Genomic DNA, 25,671 nt, shown 5'->3' with positions numbered 1-25,671 from the left:
CCTCCGCGGGTCCTGATCAGCAGGAAGAGGGTCGGCTATCGACTGACGCGGCAGCCCACGTGGGAGCGCCCGTCAGGCTGGTGCCTGACAGGTTCTGCTCGAAAACCACGCGGTACATGCGGATCACGTTAGGCAGTAACAGCGCCCACGGCAACGTAATTCCCGACGAGCTGGTTCAGCGTCGGTCAGTTGAGGGCGAACAGGCGGGTGCCGTCGGAGAAGACGGGCCGCGCACCGGCCACGGTGGTGACCGGCTTGTTGCAGGTGACCTCTTCGGAGCGCGCTACCGATGCTGCGGTCGGGCCGGGCAGGATCGGTCGCGGCTGGACACCTGCGGTACCGATCATCACCGGTGAGCAGCTGCCGTTCGGCTGCGGCATCAGGGTGATCACACGCCCGTCCGGCAGTAGTGCGAAGCCGTCACGGGGGTACTCGGGCTGCTGCAGCTTCGGTGGTACGTCGAGCAGGTGATGCCACTGCGGAGTGCCGTCCGCGGGGTTCGCCGCGGCCACGTCGTACGTCTGCGGCTGCGTTGGGTCTGTTGCGTTCCGGCAGGTGATCAGCACGAGTGACGCGTGCGTTGCGGCGAGCTGTGCGTCGCAGGAGGCCTGACCGAGTCGTGGCCGCAGAGTGCCCGGTACCGGGGTGGTCCAGCTGATCCGGCCCTCGCCGACGTCGATCGACCACTGGTAGAGCGTGCCGCCCGCAGCAGCGGTCCAGATCAGACCGGAGACCTCACGGGTGTCCGGTACGGCGACCAGGTCGCCGACCCAGGTGTCCGGGTCCAGCTCGGTACTCAGGTCGAAACGCTGTGCCAGGTCGACCTCCCAGCGCTGGTCACCGGTCTTCAGGTCCAGACCGCGGACCACGGCGCCGTTGCCGGGGCAGGCGTCGACGACGACCGCCTGGTCGTTCATCAACTCGCCCTGGATCACGTTGCAGCGCAGCTGCGTCCGCCAGTGCGTCGGGTTGCTCACGCCATGGGCAGCGACGTAGTTGCCTTCGGCGATCAGTAGTTGGTCCTGGTTGACCGCAAGCGCCCGTCCGTCGGTGTGGACCTCGGTCAGCACCTCACCGGTCACGGCGTTCAGGACTGCGTACGTCGGCAGGTCGATACCGGTCGGCGCGCGATTCCCGGCGTACGGGAGGTTGGCCGCGACGATGCGACCGTCGCCGGAGACCAGTAGGCCCTTCGAGCCGCTGGAGGCGGCGTCGTCGACATCTGCCCGGGCGTACCGCCAGCGGATCTGGCCGGAGTTCGCGTCCGACATGACCACACCGTCCTGACGCAGCTCGGCCACTCCGCCCGCCGTACCGGCGATGGCGCCGGCTGCGGGGACTTCGCGGGTCCAAGCGAGCGTGCCGTCGAACTGCACCGGCACCTGCGTGGGTTCGGCCGTGGTCGTCGTACTGACTGTGTTGGCCGTCTCCAGTCGTGCCTGCACGAACGGCTCACCAGCAGACACCACGATCCAGGCCAGCAGCGCTCCACAGACGGCAGTGGCGGCAACACCCAGCCACTGCGGCGGAGCTTGCGAGTACGGCGGTGCGCGGCGGAGCCGGCGTGCCAGCGCCAGCAGTCCGGCCGCGAGCATGAGCGAGATCGACGCGAGCATCAGGTACGGCCAGCGCTCGGACATCGCGGCACCAGGCTGTGCAGCCGGCCAACGCCACCAGCAGATCCCGACCGCGACCACACCGACCACAGCGAACACCAGTGCGGGAATGGCCAGCAGGCGCTGCCGGGCACGTCGGAACCACGCGCAGGCCAGTGCGGTTGCTATTGCGGTTCCGGCGACCGGAGTCCACACCGGGAAGCCGGTGACGTCGGACGGGTCGGCGGGCCACTTCGACGCGGCGCCGAGGCCGCGACCGAGCAGTACCGACGCGGCCACGACCGCACCGAGGGCAGCACCGAAGTACACGACCGGAATCAGCCCGCCGATCGGACGGGCTGCCTTAGGGCCCCAGGAGTCGAGCTCCCGGTCGATATTGGCGCGGGCGGCGCGCTCCCAGGCGTCGTGGCCCGGACCGGTCGCATAGAGCTCGGTCTCGGCCAGGCCTTGCAGGAACGACATCCGGCCGCGGGCGAAGTCCCGGTCGTCGATATGCGCGTACTCCTGCCGGATGCCGGCCGCGTACTCGTCGTACCGGTCCGCGGGCATGCTCAGGATGCGCAGGTCGGCGTCGCAGAGCACCGCGCCGTTCGCGTCGTCGGGGGCGCTGTCGTGCTTGGCGGTCAGGCGGACCAGCCGGCCGACCTCCTCGACCTTGGCGGCGTCGACGCCGTACGCGGCGAGCTCGAGTTCGGCCAGCTGGGCCGAGACCTCTTCGTTCTCCCCGGGGTCGGCCTGTGGGTCGTAGATCGCGTCGTGGAACCAGGCCGCCAGCCGGACGGTGTCCGCGTCGTCGGCGGCGTCGGCGAGCTCGTCCACCGTGCGCAGAACCTCGGCCAGATGGCGCTGATCGTGATAGTGCCGATGTTGCTCTGCGTAACGAGCCAGCAAATCATCGCCCAATGGCTGCGCGTGCGGCAGCAGGCGATTCCACTGGTCGCGCAGGTCCATGGCTGCGAGTCTCGCACCCTGATGGAGTCCCAGCCGACCGATCTGGGGCTCCTGGAGACGGTCGTGGCCAAAGCGATACCGGCTCGTCACCTGACCGCTTCGCAGCGTGCAGGAAGGGCCGGATTGCACTGCCGGCCTTGCGTTCTGGATCACACTGCGTTAGCGCAAGGCGATGACAGCGTTGTCCCCGGTCACCAGGACCTGATTACCGACCGCGTAGGCGTCGCGACTGCAGGTGATTCCGAGGGGTAACCGGACCTGGCGGAATCCGGTGCGTTCGATGACATTGGCCCAGCACGTTTCGGTGTCCCGGCTGAGTGAGACGACCCGGCCGTCCGCGGTGACCGCGACCTTGGACCGTGGGTCGACACGGGCAGTGACCTGCCAGGCGGTCTTTCCGGTTGCGGTGTCGATCGCGGTGACCACTGTGTGCCGGTTCTCGATAGTGCTCGGGCCTGGGCAGTCCACGACGACCAGGTACCGGCCGGCGGCGTTCAGCAGCGTCCGGCAGGCCCAGGTCTGCGGTACCGGCCAGCGCCACTTGATAGCGCCGGTCCGCGGTTCGATCGCCGTCAGAGCGGCCGGTACGTCGGAGTCGCCGCCCGGCTCGGCCACCACGACCAGTCCGCCGGCGACGACCGGACGTCGGTAGGTGTCGGTCGCAGCCTTGGTCCACAGCTTCTTGCCGGACTTCAGATCCAGTCCGGTCATCGCATCGGGCTCGTCACCGCAGTTGCCGAGGAACGCGACCACTGTGTCCGTGGAAGCGACCGCACCGAGGTCCGAGCAGTCACCCGGTTCGAAGGTCCACCTCTCGTGGCCGTTCGGGTCAAGGCCGTGCAGCTTGTCGGAGCCGTGAGTGGCCGGCTCTCCGGTCAGCAACGGCTGCGCCTGCTGGATGAGGTGGTCACGCGTTCGGCCGGACCAGGCGGCCTTGCGCTGACCGGTGTCGGCGTCGAGCAGCAGATAGCCGACATCAGGGAACTGCGCGAGGACGTAGGCGCCGTCGCCGGTGGCCACGATGGTGGGGCGGTCGTCGGAGTCAGAGCGGGTGTAGCGCCAGCGCAGATCACCGGTCGCAGCGTCGAGCATGTCGACCACGCCGTTCGGCCGGGGGATCGCGATGCCGTACTGCGTGCTGATCGCCTCCTCAGCTCCGGCGCCGAAGGTCGCCTTGCTCACCCAGGCGACCGTGCCGTTCAGAACGGACGGCGTGGCTTTACCTGCCGGCCGGGGTGATCGATCGACTCGCTCGTTCGAGCTCAGCACGTAGTTGCGGGCCAGCGGCTGGACGATCAGCAGCAGAGCAAGGGCAACGACCCCTGGTACGGCGAGCCATGCCAGCTGCTGGCCGAGATTCCGGCTCGGGAGGAAGCGCGCAGTTCTCGTGCGCAGGAGGGACGCAGCGAGCGCAGCCGCACCGGCCAACAGTAAGAGCAGCAGTGCGGCGAAAAGCAATGGCACTCGGAGGCCGACGCCAAGTGCTGGGTTGGTCCGCGGGGCCCGTGCCCAAGCGATCAGGAGCCCGGTGACAGCTGCTGCCACTACCGCGCCTGCGATCAGACAGGCTCGTTGACTGGAGCTGCGCGCGCAGCGGAACAACACCGGCGCGCTGAAGAACGCCAGTACGGCCAAGGCCACCGGTGGCCAACTGGCCTCGCCCTGTGTGGTGGGAATCTCCCAGGAGGCACCGGCGGCCGCGATCGCGACCACAGTGGAGCCGATCGCGCAGAACGTTGCTGTGGCGGTCAATGCGGCCTGCTGCCAACCACGCCAGGGTGCGGGCAGTTCACTGTCGAGACTGGCCAGCTCTGTCTCGAGGTTGACCCGGGCGACCGGTCCGAGGCGCTGACGGGCCAGCTGAGTTCGGTAGAGGTGACCATCGAGCAGTTCGCGGACAGCGTCGTACCGCTGCTCCAGAGCGCTCCGGCGGTCGCCCGCGTCCCGTCGTACCTCGGCGACGTGCACTGCGTACCGGACTGGGTCGGCGGACAGGATGGCGTTCACTGCATCGAGCAGTACGTCGCCATTGGCGTCTCGCCGGGGTGGTGCGTAGGTGTCGGTCGCGGGGGCCGCCAGCTCGCCGGTCAGGCGAACCAAGCGGGCGACTTCGGCGACTCTGATTGGTTCGATGCCGTACTGCGGCAGCAGTTCCTCTGCCAGTAGCGCAGAGGCCTCGGCGTCCTCGACCGGGGTACCACCTGGCTCATGGGTTGCGCGGTGGAACCAGGCCGCCAGCCGGACCGACGAAGGGTCGGTCGACAGCTGGATGAGCGATTCCAGCGCGGTCAGCACGGTCTCGAGGTAGTGGTCGCGATAGGCGCGCCTGTTGCGCTCGACGTACCGGGTGATCAGCGCGTCGGCGAGTTCACCAGGACCGGGCACCAGGCCATCCCAGCGCGCGCGTAGCTCGACCACTGCGCCAGTCTGCCAGTCGCTCCTACTGCTCGGCGGACAGGACTCCGGTCAGTAGGCCCGGGTAGAGCGCATCGAGGTCCTCGCGGCGCAGGCTGCTGATCCGCCGGGTGCCCTCGGTATGGGTGCTCAGCACGCCGGCCTCGCGCAAGGTGCGCAGGTGGTGGGCGCGGGTGGAGGGGGTGACGGGCAGCTCGATCTCGCCGCAGGCAATGCCCTCCGGGGTGTCCGCGAGCGCGCGGACGATCTGCAGTCGCACCGGCTCGCCGAGGGCCTGCAGGACCGTCTCGACGCGGATCTCCGCCCGGTCCGGCTGGGGGAGCTGTTTCCTGGTCATAAGGCCATAGTACGACGGTTGTCGAAGTTCGATGACTTTCGTAGTACGATCATCATCGAATTAATCAATCTTCCCCGGGGAAGGACCTCATGTCCGCACGGATCTACCTGCTCGGTGCTGGTGCGTTCGCGGTCGGCACCAGCGCGTATGTCGTGTCCGGTGTGCTGCCCGACGTCAGCTCCGAACTCCATGTCTCGCTGACCGCTGCCGGTCAGCTCGCCACCGCGTTCTCGCTCGCCTACGCGATCGGTGCGCCGATTCTGGCCACGCTGACCGGCCGGTGGGAGCGCCGTACTCTCCTGATCGCCGCACTCGTCCTCGCCGCGCTGGGAAACCTGATCGCCGCCGTGGCGACCAACTACCCGGTGCTGATGGCCGGACGCGTGGTGGCCGCGTTCGGCGCCGCTGCGTACACGCCGGCGGCCACGCTGTTCGCCACTGGCCTCCTGCCACTTGAAGAGCGCGGTCGCGCGGTGGCGGTGGTGTTCGGCGGTCTGACGTTCGCTCTGGTGCTGGGTGTGCCGGCCGGCAGCCTGCTAGGCCCGACGCTTGGCTACAAGGGTGTGTTCGCGCTGATCGCGGTCGTTGCGGTGCTGGTCGCTGTGGTCGAGCGTTCCGCGCTACCGAAGGTCGCTGCACCACCCGTGGTCAGTCTGCGTGAGCGGTTCGCCGGACTGGCTGACCGTCGCGTGCAGATCGTGCTGCTGATGTCGGTGCTGGGTGTGCTCGGCGCCTTCAGCGTCTACATCTACATCGTGCCGCTGCTGAAGGAGACTGCCGGTCTGACCGGCAACGTCACCGGCATCCTGCTCCTCGTGTACGGCGTGGGCGCCGTGGTCGGCAACCTGCTCGGTGGACGCGCCACCGACCGCTTCGGCAGCATCCGCACGCTCATCGTGTTGCTGATCGGCATCGTCCTCGCAGTCAGCACGCTGGACCTGACAGCCCGCAGCACTGTGGGCGCGGCCGTGGCACTGTTCGTCTGGGGCATGTTCACCTGGGCCTTCAACCCGCCGATCCAGAACCTGCTGCTTGAGCTCGGTGGTGGACTGCTGATCGCTCTGAACGCCTCTGCGATCTACCTGGGTGCCGGTCTGTCCGCAGTGCTCGGCGGTCTGGTCGTCCAGGTGGCCGGACTGCGCTACCTGCCGCCGCTGGCCGCCGTACTGTCGCTGATCGTGCTCGGACTGACCTTGACCCTTCGTCGCGACCCGGCTCTCGAAGACATCGAAGACCTGGAGCATGTCGAAGCGGAGCCTGTGGCGGTTCTGCCCTCCAGCTAGGGCAAGGTAGCGGCCATGCGATTGCTGGCCGCCCTGATACTGCTGACCACCACGATGACCGGAGCGGCGGCTGACCCCGCTCCGGTTGTCGACGGGTGGAAGAACTCACCTGTGTACGTCGATCCCACTCAGCGCGCGCTGGTCCCCGACCGGGATGCGGATGAGCTGAAGGAGCGGATCGACGGGCGGGTCCCGGCCATCCGGATCGCCGTGGTGCCGGCGGCTGTGCTGAACAACGGCGGTAGCGACAACGGTGCAGCGGCCAAGGCCTACGTCGACGCACTGGTCGACAAGCAGGCCGCCGATGGCGTCTATCTGGTGGTCTTTGGCGGCGCCCTGATCTGGGGGAGCGCCGTCGGGGTCGATACCCCGATCGCGAACATTCTGAGCGAGGAGCTGGCCAGGCACAGCCGGTCCGATCCGGTCGGCACCCTCAACGGAGTGCTGGACCAACTCGACGTACCGAAAGCCTCAGATGGTCCGCCTGGCTGGATTTGGCTAGGGCTGCTGATCTTGGTACTGCTCGCGGGACTCGGACTGGTCAGGCGTTGGTGGAAGGCACGGCCGGCCACGGAGTCGGGTCCGGCGCTGTACAGGCCGTCGTACGACGTGCTGCCGGATGAGGCCGACACCTTGAGCGAGCGGCAAGCGCTGGCGCGTGAGGACGTCACGCGGTTCGGTGAGGAACTGGATGCGGCGGACGTGCGTCTGGAGGGCGTGGACAACGCGGCAGATGTGCAAGCAGCACTGGATGCGTACGCCGACGCCGGTCGCGTGGTCAACGGTGACCTGGACGACGACGAGCTGGTGGATGTACGTGCCCGGGTCGAGTACGGGCGCTGGCGACTCGCCTGTGCGCAGGCAAAGGTGGCAGGGACGCCTGCCCCGCCCCGTCGGGCCCTGTGCTTCTTCGACCCAGCACATGGCGTCTCGGTGACTGACTGGATGTACACGCCGGGCGGCGGTCAGCCGCGAGAGATCCCTGTCTGCAAGGCATGCGAGACCCGACTCTCGAGGAGTAAGCGATGAAGCGTCTGCTCGCAGTACTCGCTCTCGTGGTGATCCCAGTGCTCCCGGCACAGGCAGCGACCACGCCAGACGCTTACATGAACGAGGTGGCCTCACACCTGGGTGACCCGGGCGTGTGGGTCGATCCCGACGTCAGCCAGCTGAGCTCCAGCGAGGTCGCTGAACTGAGTGCAGCGGCGAAGAGTGCCGCGGCGCCGATCCGGATCGCAGTCATCCCGGCGGAGAAGCTCTCGAAGGGCGGGTATTACTCGTCCCTCGCCTGGGAGGGCGAGGAGATCGCCGACCAGCTGTACGACCGGGTCGGCGTCGAAGGCGTGTACGCCGTCCTGGTCGACGCGAGCTCGGAGAGCAAGGGCCGTGGCTTCCATGCGGTCCAGCGGGCCGACCATGGCCCGACGTATCACGTGGGTGGTGCAGTGGATCAGGCCGTCGACTGCTGTGCGCCGGACTACGACCGCATGCTGGAGCGCTTCATCCAGCGAGCACAGGTGATCGACGACCCTTGGTACATCGACGTGGCGCCGTGGGCAGGCGGAGTGGCCGGCCTGTTCGGCCTGTGGTGGGGCGCGGTCACCCTCGGAGCACGGCGGGCGCGTCGGAAGGATGAGAAGGAGCATCTGGCGGTCACACAGCCGATGCTGAACGAGGAGATCATCGCGCTGTCGCAGCAGGTGGCTGCATTGCCTACGACGAACGAGCCGCAACAGGCGAAGCTGTCCAAGGACGTGCTCGACACAGTCGAGAAGGCGCGGCACCGGTTGGACGCAGCCAAGGGTGACACCGATATCGAGGCCGTGACGACACTGCTGGGTTCGGCGCGCTACGGGCTGGTGTGCATCGACGCAGTGCGTGATGGGCAGCCGATGCCGAAGCCGACGGCACCCTGCTTCTTCGACCCGCGGCACGGGCCTAGTACGGACCAGGTGAACTTCGAGCCTGAGGGTGGCAACGTGCGCGAGGTCGACGTGTGTGCTGCCTGCAAGCAGCGCGCAGTGGCTGGCGAGGAGCCACAGGTCCGCATGGTCAAGCTATGGCGGGATCCCAGGCCCTACTGGACATTCGGCGAGGAGATGGCCGCCTACATCGACGGCTACTGGTCGCAGGGCGACGGACGACGCTGGTGGTTCCCAGACGAGGATGCGCGGCGGGCCGGTGATCGGATGCGGTCCCGCTGGGCCTCTCGCCGAGCAGGTGCCCGCTTCGGGCGCTGGAGCTCCGATGTGGGTTCCTCGGTCAGCAGTTGGTCGTCGTCCGCGGGCTCGTCGTCCAGCGACGATGACGACAGCAGCTGGTCGAGCGGGTCCTCGCGGCGGTCCTGGTCGTCCCGGACCAGGTCCAGCGGCGGTGGCTCCTCGCGACGGTCGTCGCGTCGCTCAGGCGGGTCCCGCGGTTTCTGAGGTCGTCGGCACGGCCAAGGCGATGGTCAGGTCGAGCACGGTCTGCGGGTCGTCCAGCCGGGGACCGAAGAGCTGACGCAGTTGTGTCATGCGGTAACGGACGGTCTGCGGGTGGATGTGCAGGGCCGCGGCGACGTCGTCGCGGCGGCCCAAGTGCAGCAGCCATTCGCGCAGCGTCTCGGTGAGGCGCTCCGCCGTGGTCGGGCGCAGGTCCGCGAGGGGCGCCAGCACCTGTCGGCGGAGATCCTCGAGAGCCGTCGGATCGGACATGACGACCAGCGTCGCCAGGTGGCTGTCGGTATCGACCGCTGCATCGGCATCGGCGGTGAGTCGGAGTCTGTGGGCCTGGAGAGCGCGCAGGTACGACGTACGCACCGTCGTCCACGGTTGGGCGGGACCGACGGTGGCCTGGCGGCCGCGCAGGCTTCGCAGCAGGGCGGTTCGGGCTGAGCCCTCAGCATCGGGGAGCAGTAGCACGCCGAGCTCGGTCGCGTCCTCCTCGCCCGGTGCAGCAGCGAGATCGCCGAGCTCGGCCAGGTCGTCCTCAGGATGCAGGGTTCGTGGGTCGAGCGCACCGAGGATGCCTCTGAGCTGTGCGCTCGGCAGGATGACGGCAGTCAGGGTCCGGGGCGGCTCCCAGTCGGCCTGCTGGGCTTTGTCGATCAGGTGCTCGGGGGCCTCGCCGAGCAAGAGGCTGCGGCTCAGCGCTTGGAGATAGCGCTGCCGGACCCGGCCGGTAGTGGCCAACTCGTCGGTGTGGCCGGAGACACTCGCCGCGGAGAGCTCGTCGATGTAGGCGAAGACGAGCTCCGCGAACTTGGCCAAGGTCTCGGCGGGCAGGCCGGCCTCGACGGCAGTACGGGAGAGCTCCCGCCACGACACCCGGGCGCCCACGCGATAGGCGGCGAGCAAGGCGTCCATGCTCCGGCCGCTCCGGGCCTCGCCGCGACCCAGTGCGTACGCACCTTCGAGCGTCGGCGCGAGCGGCGTACCGGGTTCTCCGCTGCCGGCCAGCCGGAGGAAGCCGCCAAGGGCGAGCTTCACGGCGCCCTCGATCTTGGCGCCCATCGGTCCGGCCAGCGCGTTGGTGTACCCCGGGACCTCGACGATGATCGCCGTCACCGTCCGGCCGGCGATCTCCGCCAGCCGGGCGCGGAGGAGAGCGATCGCCGGTTCGCCGAGCTTGAGCTCGGCGGCTCCGCGAGCCGTTCGGCTGGTGTACCGCGTGGGGTCAGCGTCGGACAAACTGTTCTCTCCGAACAACATCGAGTTTCAGATTCACCATCTTTGGTCATGAAACTACACCGTGGGTCGAGGATGCTGGAAGGTATGACGACCTTTGCGTCCGACCCCCGCACGCGGCAGACGTTCCGCGACCGGCTGCGTGACCGGGTCTGGCAGGTTGCGTCGGCGGCCACCCACCCGCGTGACCCCGCCGACTACCTCGATATGTTCCGTCCGCTCCGGGCAGGCGCCGACCTGCGCGCCCGAGTGGTCGACGTCCGTCCGGAGAACTGCAACGCGGTGACCGTCGTACTGCGGCCTGGCCAGGCCTGGCGCGGGCACCAGCCTGGGCAGTACGTCCGGATCGGGCTCGACGTCGACGGCGTCCGGTTGTGGCGCTCCTACTCGCTGACCTCTGCGCCGGGCGATGGACTGATCACCATCACTGCCAAGGCAGTCCCGGACGGTGTGGTCAGTGCGCACCTCTCGCAGGAGCTACGGCCGGGCCAGCTGGTGCACCTCGACCAGGCGGTCGGGGACTTCGTGCTGCCGAACCCGGCGCCACGCAAGATCCTGTTCATCACCGGCGGCAGCGGCATCACCCCGGTGATGGGGATGCTGCGCGCAGGCCTTGGCCGGTTCGAGGACGCTGTGCTGGTGCACTCCGAGGCTCGGGCCGACGATGTGATCTTTGGTGACGAGCTGCGCGACTACGCTGCCGCTGGACACCTGCGGCTGGTCGAACAGCACACCGATACCCACGGCCGGCTTGACGTCGCCGCGCTGGCGGACGTCGTACCGGATCTGGCAGAGCGGGAGACGTGGGCCTGTGGACCGGCCGGCCTCCTCGATGCGATCGAGGAGCAGTGGGCGTCGCTCGAGGAGATCGGCGAGCTGCACACGGAGCGATTCCGGACTGCGCTGGCTGAGCCTGGTGAGGGCGGCAGCGTCACCTTCTCGGCGACCGGGACCACCCTTGAGCTCGACGGTACGACGCCGATCCTCGACGCCGGCGAGCAGAACGGCGTACTGATGCCGTCCGGTTGCCGGATGGGGATCTGCTTCTCCTGCGTGCTCCCGCTGCGCTCCGGCTCGGTGCGTGACCTCCGCTCAGGCGAGGTCACCACCGCCGCACCCGGTGACGGCGTACTCGTTCAGACCTGTGTTTCGGCCGCGGCCGGCGCCTGCGACATCGACTGTTGAGAAAGAGACCCCTGTGACTGTTCTGCAGAAGAAGGCCGCCAACCCCATCGCGCACCTGTCTCCCGAAGACATCGAGGAGATCGGTCGCCGGCTGGACGAGATCCGCGACGAGGTCATCGCCACCCGGGGCGAGCGCGACGCGGCGTACATCCGCAAGGTGATCAGTGTGCAGCGCAAGCTGGAGATGGGCAGCCGCGCCGTACTGCTGCTGTCGCTGTTCCCGCCGGCCTGGCTGATCGGTACCGCGGGGCTGTCGGTGGCCAAGATCCTGGAGAACATGGAGATCGGTCACAACATCCTGCACGGCCAGTGGGACTGGATGCGGGACCCGAAGATCCACTCGACCACCTACGAGTGGGATCACGCGTCGCCGGCCGAGCAGTGGAAGCACGCGCACAACAACCTGCACCACACGTTCACCAACGTGGTGGGTAAGGACAACGACCTCGGCTACGGCATCATGCGGGTCGACGAGGACCAGCGCTGGTACCCCCTCTACCTGGCGCAGCCGTTCTGGAACTTCGTCAACGCGATGTTCTTCGAGTACGGCATCGCGGCGTACGACCTGGAGCTGGGCAAGAACCTGGCCACCAAGGAGCGCCGCCAGGACCCGGACTTCAAGGCCCGCACCAAGCAGGTGCTAAAGAAGATCCGCGGCCAGATGACCAAGGACTACGTGGTACACCCGCTGCTGTCCGGGCCGTCGGTCCTGCACACGCTGGCTGCCAACGCGGTCGCCAACGTCATCCGCAACGTCTGGTCCCACTCGGTGATCATGTGCGGTCACTTCCCGGAGGGCGTCGAGACGTTCGAGAAGAAGTCGATCGACGGCGAGACGCGCGGCGAGTGGTACCTGCGGCAGATGCTCGGCTCGGCCAACATCAATGGCAGCCGGGCGATGCACATCATGACCGGCAACCTGTCGTACCAGATCGAGCACCACCTGTTCCCGGATCTGCCGAGCAACCGGTACCAGGAGATCGCACCGAAGGTGCGGGCGATCTTCGACGAGTACAACCTGCGCTACACCACCGGTCCGCTGCCGAAGCAGGTCGCATCGGCGTGGGCGAAGGTGTTCCGGCTGTCGCTGCCGAACGACTTCGGCTCTAAATTGCGGTCGCTAGGACGGTCGGCAGGTCCTCGCTATGGAGCACTGCCAGCGAGGTGACAGCTCGGGTGAGGCAGACGTAGAGCCGGCGGAGGCCGGTGCGCTCGTCGGCCTCACCAGCCACGATCCCTGCGGGCTCCACCAGCACCACGTGGTCGAACTCAAGGCCCTTGGCGAGTGAGGCCGGTACGACGTCCAGGTGCGACTCGGCGTCGTCCTCATCACCCAGTACGGCGAAGGTCAGCCCCTGCTCGTGCAGCGCCTTCCGAGTGGCCGGGACGAGCGCATCGGGGACGATCAGCCCGATGGAGCCCGGACGGCTCGACACCTCGTCCACTGTCTTCACCGCGACTGCCAGGCTGTCGTCGACCCGGGTGATGCTGAGTTCACCGCGCGCCCGTCGGACGGCGGTCGGCGGTGTGAGGTGCGGTGCGATGAGCGGGAGCAGTAGAGCGGCGTACTCGATCACTTGGCCGGGGACGCGGAAGCCTGCGGTCAGTTCCTCGGTGTGGGCGCCAGTCTTGCCCAGGTGCTTGAGGGCCTCCTCCCACGACGGGGTGGCCCACGGAGTGGTGCCCTGCGCGATGTCACCGAGCACTGTCATCGATCCGGTCGAGCACCTGCGGCCGACGGCGCGCAGCTGCATCGCGGACAGGTCCTGTGCCTCGTCCAGCACCACGTGGCCGAGTGACGGCGTCCGATCGACCAGGTCAGTGATCTCGTCGATCAAGGTGGCATCGGCAACCGACCACCGGGCCGCACCCGCAGACCGCGGTGCCTTCGCCCAGATCAGCATCGCCTGCTCTTCGGCGGTCAGAATGCCTTCGGCGTGCTCAGCCAGCAGCTCCGGCTCAGTGAAGAGGCGGAACAGCATCTTCGCCGGATCGACGGCCGGCCACAGAGCCTCGGCGTACTGCTTGACCGGACGGCTTCGCGCAACTGCGTCCTGTACCCGGTCGTCCGGCGAGTCACCGGCTGCCTCCATCCGCAGCAGTACGGCGTGCGCCAGCCGTTGCGGCAACATCGCCCGGCCGGCGCCGTACCGGATGCCTCGGGTGCGGAGCTCAGTGACCAGCTCCTCGGCCTGGTAGGCCGCGACCCGCCAGCGGTGTGAGCCGCGCGGGACGACCAGTGGCTCCTCCGGCGTCCGCACCTGCGACCAGACGGCCCGGTGCAGCACCTCCGCCATCCGGCCGTCGCCCTTGAGCACGTCGAGCGCTGCCGGGCCCGGCCCGGCCACGCGGACGTGGGCGACCAGCTCCTCGACGGTGGTCTGCTTGGCCTCGATCTCGCCCAGTGCGGGGAGGACGTCGCCGATGTAGCGCAGGAAGCTCGCGTTCGGGCCGACTACGAGCACTCCGGCCCGGCTGAGCTGGTCCCGGTAGGCATAGAGCAGGTACGCCGCCCTGTGCAGTCCGACCGCGGTCTTACCGGTCCCGGGCGCACCCTGGACGCAGATCGTCTGCTCGACGCCCGCACGCACGATGACGTCCTGCTCGGGCTGGATGGTGGCCACGATGTCGCGCATCGGGCCGGAGCGCGGCCGCTCGATTTCGGCGTCCAGGATGTTGCTGTGTTCCTCGACGGGGGCGGCGGTGGTCAGGTCCTCATCCTCGAAGGCCGTCATCGCGCCGTGCGTGAAGCCGAACCGGCGCCGGTGGCCGACCCCCATCGGTTCGGTCCGGCTCGCCCGGTAGAACGGCACCGAGATGTCTGCTCGCCAGTCCACCACCAGTGGCTCGCCCATGGCGTCGTTCACATGCCGGCGGCCGATGTGGAAGGTCTCCGGGGCCGGGTCGACGTAGTCCAGCCGCCCGAAGAACAGCGGGACCTCCGGGTCGTCCTCGAGCTCCTTCATCCGGCGCCAGATGGCGGCCCGCAGGTACTCCTCGCTCACCGGGTCCGCACTGTGGATCTCCAGGGCGCCGGTCTTCTCCCGCATCTGGGCCAGTGCGGCCCGGGAGGTCTTCAGATGGTTCTGCTCGGCTTGGAGGGTGTCGGACGTGTCTGCGGGCATGAGTGACCTCCAGCAGGGGGTGGGGAGCCCGGCTACGTTACTTGAGCACCTGCCGGATCGGTACCGAATTACGCGTCCGCGGCAGGTCGTCGTGCAGCCCCCGCCGGAGCAGCAGCGGCAGACAGGCCGCGAGCAGTACCAGGGCGACGATTCCGTCGAGCCAGTAGTGGTTGGCGGTCATCACCACCACTGCGAACGTGATGATCGGGTGCGCGAGCCAGAGCCAGCGCCAGCGGGACCGGGTGATCAAGATCATCGACAGGGCGATCAGGGCCGCCCACCCGACGTGCAGGCTCGGCATCGCGGCGAACTGGTTCACCACGCTGCCGGACCGGTCCGCGCCGTACACGGACTGGTCGAACGCCAGACCGGTGTCGACGAACCCGGGCATCATCCGCGGCGGTGCGAGTGGGAACGCGATGTGACCGATCAGTGCGAGCCCGGTCAGCGCGGCGATGGTCCACCGCACGTTCGCGTACGCCTTCGGTCGCCAGATGCTCAGCCAGAGCAGTACGGCGCCGGTCAGCGGCGCGTGCACGGAGGCGTAGTACAGGTTCGCTGACTGGACCAGATGGGGCAGGCTGAGCGCTGCGTGCTGGATCGTCGCCTCGTTGGGCAGATGGAGCCAGTTCTGCAACGACAGCACCTCGTGGGCATGGTCGAACGCGGACCCGGTGTGTTTGGCGGCGATCTGCCGCCCGGCGCTGTAGACCCCGAACAGGGTCGCCAGCAGCACCGCCTCCCGAATCACTCGCCAGACTGTTGTCCGACGCTGTTCCCCTGCTGTCCCCACCCGCTCTTCAGTTTGCGTCCCCATACCGTTCGACGGTACTAGCTGTTCCCTCAGGATTTGCCCAGGCGCAACCCTGACGTTGCCCTGGGCAACCCCCGAGGAACTCTTTGTGACAGGGCCGATACGCCGCCGAGATCAGCCCTTCACGGCACCGGTCAGCACACCCTTGGCGAAGTGCCGCTGCAGGAACGGATAGACGATCAGGATCGGGACGATCGACACCACCAGGATCGCCATCTGGATCGAGGCCTGCGGTGGCAGTAGCTCGGTGCCCAGCTCGGCACTGCCCAGCTGGGTGTCGTTGATGACGTACGTTCGCAGGACCAGCTGCAGCGGCCAGAGCTTGCTGTCGTTCAGGTAGAGCAGTGCGGAGAAGAACGCGTTCCAGTAGGCCACTGCGTAGAACAGCCCGATCACCGACAACACCGCCTTCGACAGCGGCAGGACGACGTACCCGAAGGTCTTGAGCTCGCCGGCGCCGTCTATCCGGGCGCTCTCGATCAGCTCACCGGGCAGGTTCATGAAGAACGCCCGCAGCACCACCACATTGAAGGCGCTGACCATGGTGGGCACTATGAGCGCCCAGACGCTGTCCAGCAGACCAGCGCCCTTCACCACCAGGTAGGTCGGGATGATGCCGGGTGAGAACAGCATGCTGAACAGCACCACCAGCAGGATCGGCCGTCCGGCCACAAAGGCCGGCCGAGACAGCGCATAGGCCAGCAGACACGACACAGTCAGGCTGAGCAGCGTTCCGACCACGGTGACGAACACACTGATCAGCAGTGCCTGCGTCACCACGCCACCGGCGAACAGCGACCGGTACGCCGCGAAGTCGATCGAGTCGGGTAACAGGACCAGTCCGCCGGACTCGTTGATCTGTTTGTTCGGTGCGACGCTGGTGGAGATCACTCCGATGAACGGGACGATCACCACTGCGCAGAACACCAGCAGGACAAGGCCTTTGAAGACCCGCATCGGCCAGGAAGGTGCGGGGACGCCTTGGACGATCATGCGGCTCACCTGCTGTACACCCCTTGCTCACCGAAGATGTGGGCGACCTTGTTTGCCGTGAGGACCAGTGCGACGCCCACGAGGCCCTTCACCAGGCCCACTGCCGCTGCGACGCCCCAGGCGCCTCCTAGGACGCCGTTGTTGTAGACGTAGGTGTCGAGGACCTCACTGATGTCGCGGCCGACCGCTTGCTGCTGCAGGATGATCTGCTCGAAGCCGACGGTCAGTGAGTCGCCAAGGCGCAGGATGAACAGCAGGATGATGATTCCGCGCAGTCCTGGCAGCGTGACGTGCCAGAGCTGCTGCATCCGGGTTGCGCCGTCCACACTGGCCGCCTCGTACAACTGCGAGTCGATCTGGGACAGTGCGGCCAGAAACAGGATGGTGGCCCATCCGGTGTCCTTCCAGATGATCTGCGACGTGAGCAGCACATGGAATAGTTCCGAGTTGCCGATGATGTTCAGCGTGGCCAGGTCGTGTGAGCGCAGGTAGTTGTTCAGTAGGCCGCTGCCACCGAGCATCTGCTGGAACAGCGCCACCACAATCACCCAGGACATGAAGTGCGGCAGGTAGAGGATGCTCTGCGCGATCCGCTTGATCCGCTCGGAGAACAACGAGTTGAGCAGCAGGGCCAGCAGGATCGGCGCTGGGAAGACGAAGACCGACTGCAGGGCAGTCAGGATCAGCGTGTTCTTCAGAGCGCGCAGAAACGCCGGATCGCCGTTGAAGATCACCGCGAAGTTGGACCAGCCCGACCAGTCGCTGCCACCGATCCCCAGGAACGGCTGGTAGTCCTTGAAGGCGATCACGTTGCCCAGTAGTGGCACGTAGTGGAATGCGATGATCAGTGCGGCGCCGGGCAGCGCGAACAGCAGCAGGACTCGGTCACGACCCAGACGGTGCCAGAGGCTCATTTACTCTCCGCCAGCGCCTGCTCGAGCTCCGAGCGGATCTTGTCGCCCCCTGCTGACTTCCAGTCCGCCACTCCGGCGGTCCAGTCCGAGACAGGCTTCTTGCCTTGGACGATCTGGCTCTCCAGGTCGGTCAGGGTCTTTGCGAGCTGGGCCTGCTTCTTCGACTGGGTGTCGGAGTACAGGCCGTACGACGCGTCGTACACGAGGCGCTTGGCGATCTTCTGCTGGATTGCGTGCTGCTTGCGCGGTACGTCGGGCTTTCCGGCCCAGTAGAGCGCCAGGGGCGAGTCACTGATGTACTGCAGGCCGATGCCGGTCTCGACGACGCCTACCTTGGTGGGCACCGGATCCGTGCCCTGTAAGGCGTAGTGGCGGCCAGCGACGCCGTACTTGCGGAACAGGTACTCCTCGGTGCCGAACGGTGCGGCCATCCAGTTGGCGATCTTGAGCAGGGTGTCGGCAGTGTGCTTGCTGTCCTTGCTGAATGCGGTCACGTTGTTCAGCGCGCCGCCCATCCACGGACTGCCCTCGCCACCGTCGAAGCCGGGGACGTCGAGCATGTTGACCGCGAACGAGTCACCTGCGGTGTTGTCGGCGTAGTACTGGTTCCAGGCGACGAAGCTGTCGTAGTCGAAGGCCGCAGTGCCGCCGTTGAACCACTGCTTGCGCGCACTGGCCTTGTCGTTGAACGCATCGGGGTTGATCACTCCGGCAGCGACCATCTTGCGCGCCGCCTCGAGCGCCTCCTGATTGGCCTCGTGTTCGTAGCTGGAGCTGAACTTGCCGCCCGCCTCCTTCCAGACATTCGGTACGCCGAGCATCTGGCGGATCGTGGACAGTGGTACCCGGGTCCAGGCCCACTTGTTCTGCTTGGCAGCGGTGAGCTCTTTGGCCAGTCCGAAGAACTCCTCGAAGTTCTTCGGCGCAGGGTCCTTGATGCCCTTCGCGGCCAGCAGGTCCTCGCGGTAGAGCGTCAACGACGTCCGGGACATCCCACGCGGGACAGGGACGCCATAGATGGCGCCGTTGAAGACGCAGCCCTTCCAGTAGTTGGCCGGGATGTTCGCCAGGAACGGGTACTTCTTGATCGCGTCACCGGACAGCTGCTCGGTGAGGTCCATGCACTTGGCCTTCACCAGGCCAGGGATCTGTGCGGTGTCCACAGGGATGTTGAGGATGTCCGGTAGGTCACCGCCGGCGATGCGGGTGGCGAACTTGTCCTTGTACTCGTCGTTCGACGCCATGCTGATCTGGAGCTCGGAACCGAGCCGGTCGTTCAGGGCCTGCCAGAACTGGTTCCGGTCCGCTGCGGGCGGGATAGCGCCGGGGATGTTCGTCAGGAACGTGACGGGCTTGCCGTCACCAGGTGCCTCGGTGATCGCCCGGATCGGGTTCGCGGGGTACTTGAGGAAGGCGTCCAGGACCACGCTGTCGCCGGGGAGGTCTGGCGTGACACCGGCGTACTTGGTGAAGGCGGGCAGGGCGACTGCGCGGTTGGCGGCCGCAGTGTTTTTCGGACCGGACGAGCAACCGGTGACCGCGACAGCGGCGGCGGCCAGTCCACCGCCGAGGAACGAGCGTCTGCTGATGGACATCAAGCTTCACCTTCCCTTGGAAGGCCACACGATGACATAGTACGTCCTATGTCTTCAAGGGTGAATGTCGTCTTCGACCCCGCTGGGAGCGGCTATCACACGTTCCGCATCCCAGCCATCGTGGCGCGGGGTGGGCTGGTGCTGGCGTTCTGCGAGGGCCGGCGGCACGGGTCCGGAGACGCAGGGGAGATCGAGCTGGTACTGCGGCGTTCGCTGGACGGCGGACTGACCTGGCTGCCGCTACAGGTCGTGCTGGCGGTGGCTGGGAAGACCTGTGGGAACCCGGCACCGGTCTTCGACCCGGCCAGCGGGGACGTCGTACTGGTGTCGGTCCAGAACGGCGCTGAGGCGGTGGAGTCGTCGCTGGCCCGGGGGAGTGACCCGGAGGACGGGCGGCGGGTGTTCGTGCAGCGGTCCGCGGATGCCGGTACGACGTGGAGCGCGGCCGTGGAGATCACCGCGCAGGTGAAACCGGCGGATTGGGGTTGGTACGCGACCGGACCGTGTCACGCGATCGCCTTGCACAGTGGGCGTTTGGTGGTGCCTGCGAACCACTCTGAGGTGTCAGCAGGCGTGAACGGCGGCCACTGCATCGTGAGCGATGACGGCGGCCACACGTGGTCAGTGGGGTTCGTCGACCGCAATGACGGGCCGGAGATCAACGCCAACGAGACTGCGGTCGCGGAGCTTCCCGATGGCCGGCTTTACTTCAATGCACGCAACCACCTGGGCACCGGGCCAGCCCGGGTTCACGCGTGGTCGTCAGACGGCGGTACGACGCTCGACGCGCCGTACGCCGGAATCCCGGAGGTCACGGCACCGGGGATCCAGGGGAGCGTGCTGACGCTGCCCGACGGGCGATTGTTGCTGTCGACACCGATCGACCCGGCGGCCCGCCGGGAACTGACCGTCTTCGTGAGCTCTGATGCCGGTGCGTCGTGGGAGCCCTTGCTGGTCGTGCATCCCAGGATGGCCGGGTACTCCGATCTGGTGCTGCTGGCCGACGGGTCGGTGGGGATCTTCTACGAGGCCGGTGAGACCTCGTCGTTCGCTGCGTTGCGCTTTGCCACCTTCGCCCTTTGATGACTATCGCCCTTTGATGAATGGGAGACCGCCTTGCTGTCTGGTGTCGTACCGCCGCTTGTCACACCGTTCACTTCGTCGTACGACGTGGACACCGGATCGCTGGCCCGGTTGATCCAGTACCAGCTGGCCGGGGGAGTGAACGGGCTGTTCGTCCTCGGCACCTCGGGTGAGGGGACGTTTCTGACCGACGAACAGCGGCAGGTGGTGCTGGAGACGGTCGTGGGTGAGGTGGCCGGTCAGGTGCCAGTGCTGGCCGGAGTGATCGACACTTCGACCGCACGGGTCGGTGCGCACGTTTCTGCGGCTCTCAAGGCCGGTGTGGACGGACTGGTCGCTACAGCTCCGTTCTACGCGGCAACGCATCCGGCGGAGATCGAGCGTCATTTCACGCGGCTGGCGGCGCTCGCGGGTGGAACGCCGTTGTACGCCTACGACATTCCAGTGCGGGTCGGGACGAAGCTGCCGACGTCACTGGTCATTTCGCTTGCCCAGGCTGGGGTGATCGCTGGTGTGAAGGACTCCAGTGGGCAGGAGCCGAGCCTGCGTCGGCTGGTGATGGAACGGCGTGCGGCGGGTCTGAAGCAGTTCGCGATCATGACCGGGTCAGAGGTGGCGGTCGACTCCGCACTGGCGTTCGGCGTGGACGGCGTCGTACCGGGGCTTGGGAACGTGGACCCTGCTGGCTATGTGCGGCTCTTCGCTGCGTCCAGTGCGGAGGCGTGGGCCGAGCAGGAGCGGCTGATCCGGCTGTTCGACATCGTGGACGTGGCGGACCGGTCGCGGATGGGGGCGAGCTCCGCGGCGCTGGGTGCCTTCAAGGCGGCGCTCTACCTGCTCGGGGTGATCGAGTGCCCGATCACGGCGTACCCGGGCATTCCTCTCGACGAGGCGGAGATCGCGGCAATCCGGCCGCTGCTGGAGCAGGCCGGATTACACTGACGAGTCTTTACAGGAGGAGGACCGGCAGTGACAACGGGTGGGCTCGGCCGGGCACGTGGTGCGGCGGGGAATCAGACCTTCATTCGCGACCAGATGAAGTCCTACATCCTCGAGCGCGGGCTGAAGGCCGGCGACCCGCTGCCGAACGAGCAGGACCTGATGGCGCAGCTGGGCGTCGGCCGGCATCCGCTGCGGGAGGCGATGAAGGCGCTGCAGGCGGTCGGCATCATCGAGATCCGCCATGGCTACGGCACGTACGTCGGTGAGGTGTCGCTGCAGTCCCTGGAGGACGGTCTGGCGTTCCGGATGTCCCAGTCGATGGCCGGAGACCTCCGCGACGTACAGAACGTCCTGGAGGTCCGTCAGGCCCTCGAGGTCGGTCTCGCCGAGGACGTCGTCGCCCACTTCAGCACCCACGGCGCCGAAGGACTCGAGGAGCTCGTCCGGCGGATGGAGTCCAAGGCCGCCGCAGGCAGCTACTTCCCCGACGAGGACTGGGCGTTCCACCAGGCCCTCTACGAGCCCCTGGGCAACGCCCTGGTGATCGACCTGCTCTCAGTCTTCTGGCGCACCTTCGCGGACGTCGACGCGCGCCTCCCCGGCGCCCGCTACACCCCAGCTGACGCTGCGGCCTGGCATCGGGACCTCCTGAACAAACTGCAGTCCGGAGACCCCGACGCGTTTGCGCGCTCGATGAAGTCCCACTTCAACGGGATCCACACGCGGTTGGCTTAAGCCGTTCCCTCCGCGAAGAGGTTCTCGGCGTCGATGATCGTGTAGGCGTATCCCTGCTCGGCGAGGAAGCGCTGGCGGTGGGCGGCGAACTCGGCGTCGATGGTGTCGCGGGCGACGATCGAGTAGAAGCGGGCGGTGCGGCCATCGCCCTTGGGCCGCAGTACGCGGCCGAGGCGCTGAGCCTCTTCCTGACGGGAGCCGAAGGTGCCGGAGACCTGGATGGCCACGGAGGCCTCCGGGAGGTCGATGGAGAAGTTGGCGACCTTGGAGACGACCAGGCGGGTGATCTCACCGGTGCGGAACGCCTGGAACAGACGCTGGCGCTCCTTGACGGTGGTCTCGCCCTTGATCACCGGACACTCGAGGCGTTCGCCCAGCTCGTCCAGCTGGTCGATGTACTGGCCGATGACCAGCAGTGGCTCATCTGCGTGGTGGTCGGCGATACGGCGGACCAGGCGGGACTTGGCCGGTGTGGACGCGGCCAAGCGGTAGCGGTCCTCGGGCTCGGCGGTCGCATAGACGAAGCGCTCGGTCTGCTCCAGGTCGACGCGCACCTCGATGCAGTCCGCCGGAGCGATCCAGCCCTGCGCCTCGATGTCCTTCCAGGGCGCGTCGTACCGCTTCGGGCCGATCAGGGAGAACACGTCACCCTCACGGCCGTCCTCACGGACCAGAGTGGCGGTCAGACCGATGCGCCTGCGGGTCTGCAGGTCAGCGGTCATCCGGAAGATCGGTGCGGGCAGCAGGTGCACCTCGTCGTACACGATGAGGCCCCAGTCACGCGCGTCGAACAGCTCCAGGTGCGTGTAGACACCCTTCCGGCGCGTGGTCATCACCTGGTACGTCGCGATCGTCACCGGCCGGATCTCCTTGCGGGCACCGGAGTACTCGCCGATCTCGTCCTCGGTGAGGCTGGTGCGCTTGAGCAGCTCGTCCTTCCACTGCCGGGCGGACACCGTGTTGGTGACGAGGATCAGCGTGGTCGCTGAGGCCTGCGCCATCGCAGCGGCGCCGACGATCGTTTTACCAGCGCCACAAGGCAGTACGACGACGCCCGAGCCACCGTGCCAGAACGACTCGACCGCCTGCTCCTGGTACGGGCGCAGCTCCCACCCGTCCTTCACCAGCTCGATCTGGTGCGCCTCGCCATCGACGTACCCGGCGAGGTCCTCAGCCGGCCAGCCGAGCTTCAGCAGTGTCTGCTTGAGGTGACCGCGCTCTGACGGGTGCACCAGCACGGTGTCGTCGTCGATCCGCGCCCCGAGCATCGGCTTCACCTTCGCCGAGCGCAGGACCTCCTCCAGCACCGGACGGTCGGTCGTCACCAGCACCAGTCCGTGCTGCGGGTGCTTCTCCAACCGCAGTCGCCCGTAGCGATCCAGCGTCTCCGCAATGTCCACGAGGAGCGAGTGCGGTACCGGATAGCGGCTGTAGCGCAACAGCACGTCGATGACCTGCTCCGCGTCGTGCCCGGCAGCCCGTGCGTTCCACAGGCCGAGAGGAGTCAGCCGGTAGGTGTGTACATGCTCAGGAGCCCGCTCCAGCTCGGAGAACGGCGCAATGGCCTTGCGGCACTCACCAGACTCCGGATGCGCAGTCTCCAACAGCAGAGTCTTGTCCGACTGCACGATCAACGGCCCGTCCGTCACCCGTAACTCCCATTCGTCGCCCGACCCTCCATTGTGCCCCTACCCGCCAAACCAGGAGTCAGCCTTCGACGACCCGGGCGGTGGAGATGCGGTGCAGGGCGTAGGTGTGAGGCTGGTTCGTGCTGGGGTCGTAGGCCGTGAGCCAGCCGTCGGCGACCCGCGTGGGTTCGACGATCCGCTCGGAGGCGGTGCCGTTGTGATCCACATAGGAGATCCAGGTGCGGGTGTGAGCCTCGGCGGCGTTGGTGAGGACCGCGATCGTCTCCGCAGGTGCCGAAGGTTCGCCGGCACCGTCGTCCGTCGGCCGGTCCGCGGCCAGACGGTCACCGGACCGAACCTTCTCGATCACAGCCTTCACCTGGTCGGGAGTGAGGTCGATCGTGCTGTCAGCGAAGTCCCGGCTGCTACGGCGGCGCGGCGGCTCACCCCGTCGAGCCGCAGCCGTGCTCACGTGCACCACGCCGTCGAACGTCTCGGCCAGCGGAGCCAGCCCGGCGTCACGCAACCGGCTCAGCACCATGTCCGGCGGCGACGGTGAGACGACCACCGTCGGCGCCAATCGGCGGAACCGAACACCCGGCAGGTTCGAGTTCACCAGGTGGGTGAGCACGTCCTCGTCGTCACACCGCAGGTACGTAGACGCTGTCCCCAGCCGCAGTACGCCGTGTCGCCTGGCCACGTCGTCGATCAGGTACGACAGCGGCTGCGGGATCGGCGTCCGCGAGTGTTCGGCCAGCCACTTGTGCAGTTGGTCCGCGGTCCGGCCGAGGTCGAAGGCACGCCGTACTGAGCCTTCACTGAAGCGGTAGACCGCAGCGCCGCCTTGCGACTCGACATCCGCCATAGCGGACAGGTCGTCCTGCACGGATCGCACCAGCGGGCCAGGAGCGACCGCGGTCAGGTCGGCCTGCAGGAGGATCTCAGACACCGGCTCCGGTACCAGCGGGCTGATGGCTTCGGCCAGGTCATCGACCGTCGGTTCCTGCTTCAGGAGCGGCCGGCCATGGGTCGCCAACGCGCCAAGACCGGTCAGACCGAGCAGTGCGGCTTCGGTGAGCGCCCACTCGACCAGCTCGTCGCGGAACTGCCCGCCGCGCCGCGGTCGGTGCCAGGCCACCCAGGTGACCACCGAATGCGTAGCGGGTGCAATCCCGGTGGCTGTCTCGCCTAGGGCGTTCAGCGTCAGTACCCGAACCTCCGGCGCCAGCAGGCGCTCCAAGTCCGGTGCGAGCGCGTTGATGAGGCGCTCGCGCGCTGCAGCCGTGGCACCGCCGGAGTCGCGACGACCGATCAGTCCGATCGCTCGTAGTCCGCCGAACCAGGCCGTGACGAGGTGGGCCCAGCGATGCGCCAGATCCAGTTCGAGCCAGTCGTCGTACGCGTTCGTCGGCAGCCAGAGCTCATTGGTCCCAACCTCGACGGCCGCGACCAGTCCGGCGGCGTACGCGATCTCAAGCACCGCTGCGGTCGTGGACTCTTCCGCACCGACCTTCCCAGCCAGACTGCGCAGCTCACGGACCCCGATCCCGCCGGTTCGCAGTACGGGCGGCGGCTCGATGCCCAGCTGCTCCAGCGCTCGGTCGACCTGGCGCACCAGGTCCAGCGCGGCTCCGGCCGCGGCCCGGTCGACGATCGACGCCATGACTGTCTTGCCGTCCAGCGGCGGCGGTGTGGGTCGCGTCGACGCGAGCACCCGCCCGCCCCGCAGATGCAGGCCGATCTGCCGCGGCAGCACGACGGTGTTCGGATCACGCGGTACGACGAGGCCGCGCGCGAGCAACCGCTCGACCGGCGTCCGTGCGGACGCGATGGTCACCGGACGCTCGGCCTTCTCGACCGTGCCGGTCGGAGGACCCCAGGTGAGCTTGTCGAGCACCTCACGCGCTTCCGGACCGGCGTCCTCGATCAGCTTGTCCAGATCGCCGAAGTGCCGGGTGGTGATCGGACCCAGCCCGGCCGGTGTCGGACCGAGCAGCTCGTGGACCGAGCGGATCAGCCGCAGGTCGTCCTCGGTGCCCCAGACCAGAGCCAGGTCCAGCAGCTCGGCCACTCGGGGCTGGACGATCTCCACCGGCTGGCCGACCCCTGCTGCCAGGTCGGCCAGGGTCACCGGCTCCGGCAGCGCCGACAGCGACTCCAGCAGGTCTACACCGAACTCGTCGAGCCGGTTGATCGCCCGGGCCGCCGAAGCGTTCGTGGTGGCCCGGGCAGCGAGCTGACTGGTGTCGGCCGGGATCGGCATGGCCAGGTCAGGCCGGTGCCGGAGCAGCGTCCCGAGGGCAGGGTCGTCCCAGGTGCGCAGCGCCTCTGCGAGGGTGCGTGGGCGGTACCGCTCGGACGTGGTCATCCCTCCAACGGTACGGCGC

19 protein-coding genes are annotated in these 25,671 nt (G+C 67.6%); 8 read left to right on the top strand and 11 right to left on the bottom strand.

The genetic code is table 11. The features are described 5' to 3' along the window. Positions 1 to 185: 185 nt before the first annotated feature. The 3 genes from ACFVWG_RS31195 to ACFVWG_RS31185 all read right to left on the bottom strand — a co-directional run bounded on the left by ACFVWG_RS31195 (position 186) and on the right by ACFVWG_RS31185 (position 5,319). Complete coding sequence (locus ACFVWG_RS31195; RefSeq protein ID WP_391547023.1) at positions 186 to 2,567, bottom strand: hypothetical protein; 2,382 nt, start codon at positions 2,565 to 2,567, stop codon at positions 186 to 188. A gap of 159 nt (positions 2,568 to 2,726) precedes the next feature. Then, positions 2,727 to 4,985: a PQQ-binding-like beta-propeller repeat protein gene (locus tag ACFVWG_RS31190; protein ID WP_391547022.1), complete on the bottom strand. Its 2,259-nt coding sequence runs from the start codon at positions 4,983 to 4,985 to the stop codon at positions 2,727 to 2,729. 22 nt (positions 4,986 to 5,007) lie between these two features. Then, complete coding sequence (locus ACFVWG_RS31185) at positions 5,008 to 5,319, bottom strand: ArsR/SmtB family transcription factor (protein WP_391547021.1); 312 nt, start codon at positions 5,317 to 5,319, stop codon at positions 5,008 to 5,010. Between the two features lie 89 nt (positions 5,320 to 5,408). On the opposite strand from ACFVWG_RS31185, the gene ACFVWG_RS31180 reads away from it, so the two are divergent. Genes ACFVWG_RS31180 through ACFVWG_RS31170 form a run of 3 tightly spaced genes read left to right on the top strand, consistent with a single transcriptional unit; the run spans position 5,409 to position 9,028 of the window. Next, entirely contained in the window at positions 5,409 to 6,602 is a 1,194-nt protein-coding gene (locus ACFVWG_RS31180; protein WP_391547020.1) for an MFS transporter, read from the top strand. Between the two features lie 15 nt (positions 6,603 to 6,617). Then, positions 6,618 to 7,631: a hypothetical protein gene (locus tag ACFVWG_RS31175; protein ID WP_391547019.1), complete on the top strand. Its 1,014-nt coding sequence runs from the start codon at positions 6,618 to 6,620 to the stop codon at positions 7,629 to 7,631. Continuing rightward, the gene (locus ACFVWG_RS31170) at positions 7,628 to 9,028 is read left to right on the top strand and encodes a hypothetical protein (RefSeq protein ID WP_391547018.1); all 1,401 of its coding nucleotides are present in this window, start codon (positions 7,628 to 7,630) and stop codon (positions 9,026 to 9,028) included. The genes ACFVWG_RS31175 and ACFVWG_RS31170 overlap by 4 nt, the downstream gene beginning before the upstream one ends. Here the strand turns inward: ACFVWG_RS31170 and ACFVWG_RS31165 are convergent. Further along, complete coding sequence (locus tag ACFVWG_RS31165) at positions 9,005 to 10,273, bottom strand: PucR family transcriptional regulator (RefSeq protein WP_391547017.1); 1,269 nt, start codon at positions 10,271 to 10,273, stop codon at positions 9,005 to 9,007. The two genes, ACFVWG_RS31170 and ACFVWG_RS31165, sit on opposite strands and share 24 nt — an antisense overlap. Positions 10,274 to 10,357: 84 nt before the next feature. On the opposite strand from ACFVWG_RS31165, the gene ACFVWG_RS31160 reads away from it, so the two are divergent. Next, positions 10,358 to 11,455, top strand: coding sequence for a ferredoxin reductase (locus ACFVWG_RS31160; RefSeq protein ID WP_391547016.1), 1,098 nt, complete (start codon positions 10,358 to 10,360; stop codon positions 11,453 to 11,455). Between the two features lie 13 nt (positions 11,456 to 11,468). Next, positions 11,469 to 12,623 carry a fatty acid desaturase family protein gene (locus ACFVWG_RS31155; protein WP_391547015.1) on the top strand — a complete coding sequence of 385 codons (1,155 nt, stop codon included), beginning with the start codon at positions 11,469 to 11,471 and terminating at the stop codon, positions 12,621 to 12,623. Here the strand turns inward: ACFVWG_RS31155 and ACFVWG_RS31150 are convergent. The 5 genes from ACFVWG_RS31150 to ACFVWG_RS31130 all read right to left on the bottom strand — a co-directional run bounded on the left by ACFVWG_RS31150 (position 12,562) and on the right by ACFVWG_RS31130 (position 18,896). Next, a complete protein-coding gene (locus ACFVWG_RS31150; protein WP_391547014.1) occupies positions 12,562 to 14,580 on the bottom strand; it encodes a HelD family protein in 2,019 nt (672 codons plus the stop codon). The genes ACFVWG_RS31155 and ACFVWG_RS31150 overlap by 62 nt on opposite strands. A 37-nt stretch (positions 14,581 to 14,617) precedes the next feature. Then, a complete protein-coding gene (locus ACFVWG_RS31145; RefSeq protein ID WP_391547013.1) occupies positions 14,618 to 15,331 on the bottom strand; it encodes a phosphatase PAP2 family protein in 714 nt (237 codons plus the stop codon). 177 nt (positions 15,332 to 15,508) lie between these two features. Beyond that, entirely contained in the window at positions 15,509 to 16,387 is an 879-nt protein-coding gene (locus tag ACFVWG_RS31140) for a carbohydrate ABC transporter permease (protein ID WP_391547070.1), read from the bottom strand. Between the two features lie 5 nt (positions 16,388 to 16,392). Next, positions 16,393 to 17,301 carry an ABC transporter permease gene (locus ACFVWG_RS31135; RefSeq protein ID WP_391547012.1) on the bottom strand — a complete coding sequence of 303 codons (909 nt, stop codon included), beginning with the start codon at positions 17,299 to 17,301 and terminating at the stop codon, positions 16,393 to 16,395. Beyond that, positions 17,298 to 18,896, bottom strand: a complete 1,599-nt coding sequence (locus tag ACFVWG_RS31130; RefSeq protein WP_391547011.1) for an ABC transporter substrate-binding protein — start codon at positions 18,894 to 18,896, stop codon at positions 17,298 to 17,300. Before ACFVWG_RS31130 ends, ACFVWG_RS31135 begins: the two co-directional genes overlap by 4 nt. 48 nt (positions 18,897 to 18,944) lie before the next feature. Between ACFVWG_RS31130 and ACFVWG_RS31125 the strand changes: the two genes are divergently transcribed. From ACFVWG_RS31125 to ACFVWG_RS31115, 3 genes are read left to right on the top strand one after another with little or no spacing between them, the layout of a single operon-like run. After that, positions 18,945 to 19,979: an exo-alpha-sialidase gene (locus ACFVWG_RS31125; protein ID WP_391547010.1), complete on the top strand. Its 1,035-nt coding sequence runs from the start codon at positions 18,945 to 18,947 to the stop codon at positions 19,977 to 19,979. A 33-nt stretch (positions 19,980 to 20,012) separates the two neighbouring features. Next, entirely contained in the window at positions 20,013 to 20,921 is a 909-nt protein-coding gene (locus ACFVWG_RS31120; RefSeq protein WP_391547009.1) for a dihydrodipicolinate synthase family protein, read from the top strand. 27 nt (positions 20,922 to 20,948) lie between these two features. Further along, positions 20,949 to 21,656 carry a FadR/GntR family transcriptional regulator gene (locus ACFVWG_RS31115; RefSeq protein WP_391547008.1) on the top strand — a complete coding sequence of 236 codons (708 nt, stop codon included), beginning with the start codon at positions 20,949 to 20,951 and terminating at the stop codon, positions 21,654 to 21,656. On the opposite strand, the gene ACFVWG_RS31110 is transcribed toward ACFVWG_RS31115, so the two are convergent. Continuing rightward, positions 21,653 to 23,305 carry a DNA repair helicase XPB gene (locus ACFVWG_RS31110; RefSeq protein WP_391547007.1) on the bottom strand — a complete coding sequence of 551 codons (1,653 nt, stop codon included), beginning with the start codon at positions 23,303 to 23,305 and terminating at the stop codon, positions 21,653 to 21,655. The two genes, ACFVWG_RS31115 and ACFVWG_RS31110, sit on opposite strands and share 4 nt — an antisense overlap. A gap of 58 nt (positions 23,306 to 23,363) precedes the next feature. Then, positions 23,364 to 25,652, bottom strand: coding sequence for a helicase-associated domain-containing protein (locus ACFVWG_RS31105; protein ID WP_391547006.1), 2,289 nt, complete (start codon positions 25,650 to 25,652; stop codon positions 23,364 to 23,366). Positions 25,653 to 25,671: the final 19 nt, after the last annotated feature.

Source organism: Kribbella sp. NPDC058245, assembly GCF_042882005.1.
GTDB lineage: Bacteria > Actinomycetota > Actinomycetes > Propionibacteriales > Kribbellaceae > Kribbella.
This window is presented reverse-complemented; position numbering and strand designations above follow the sequence as displayed.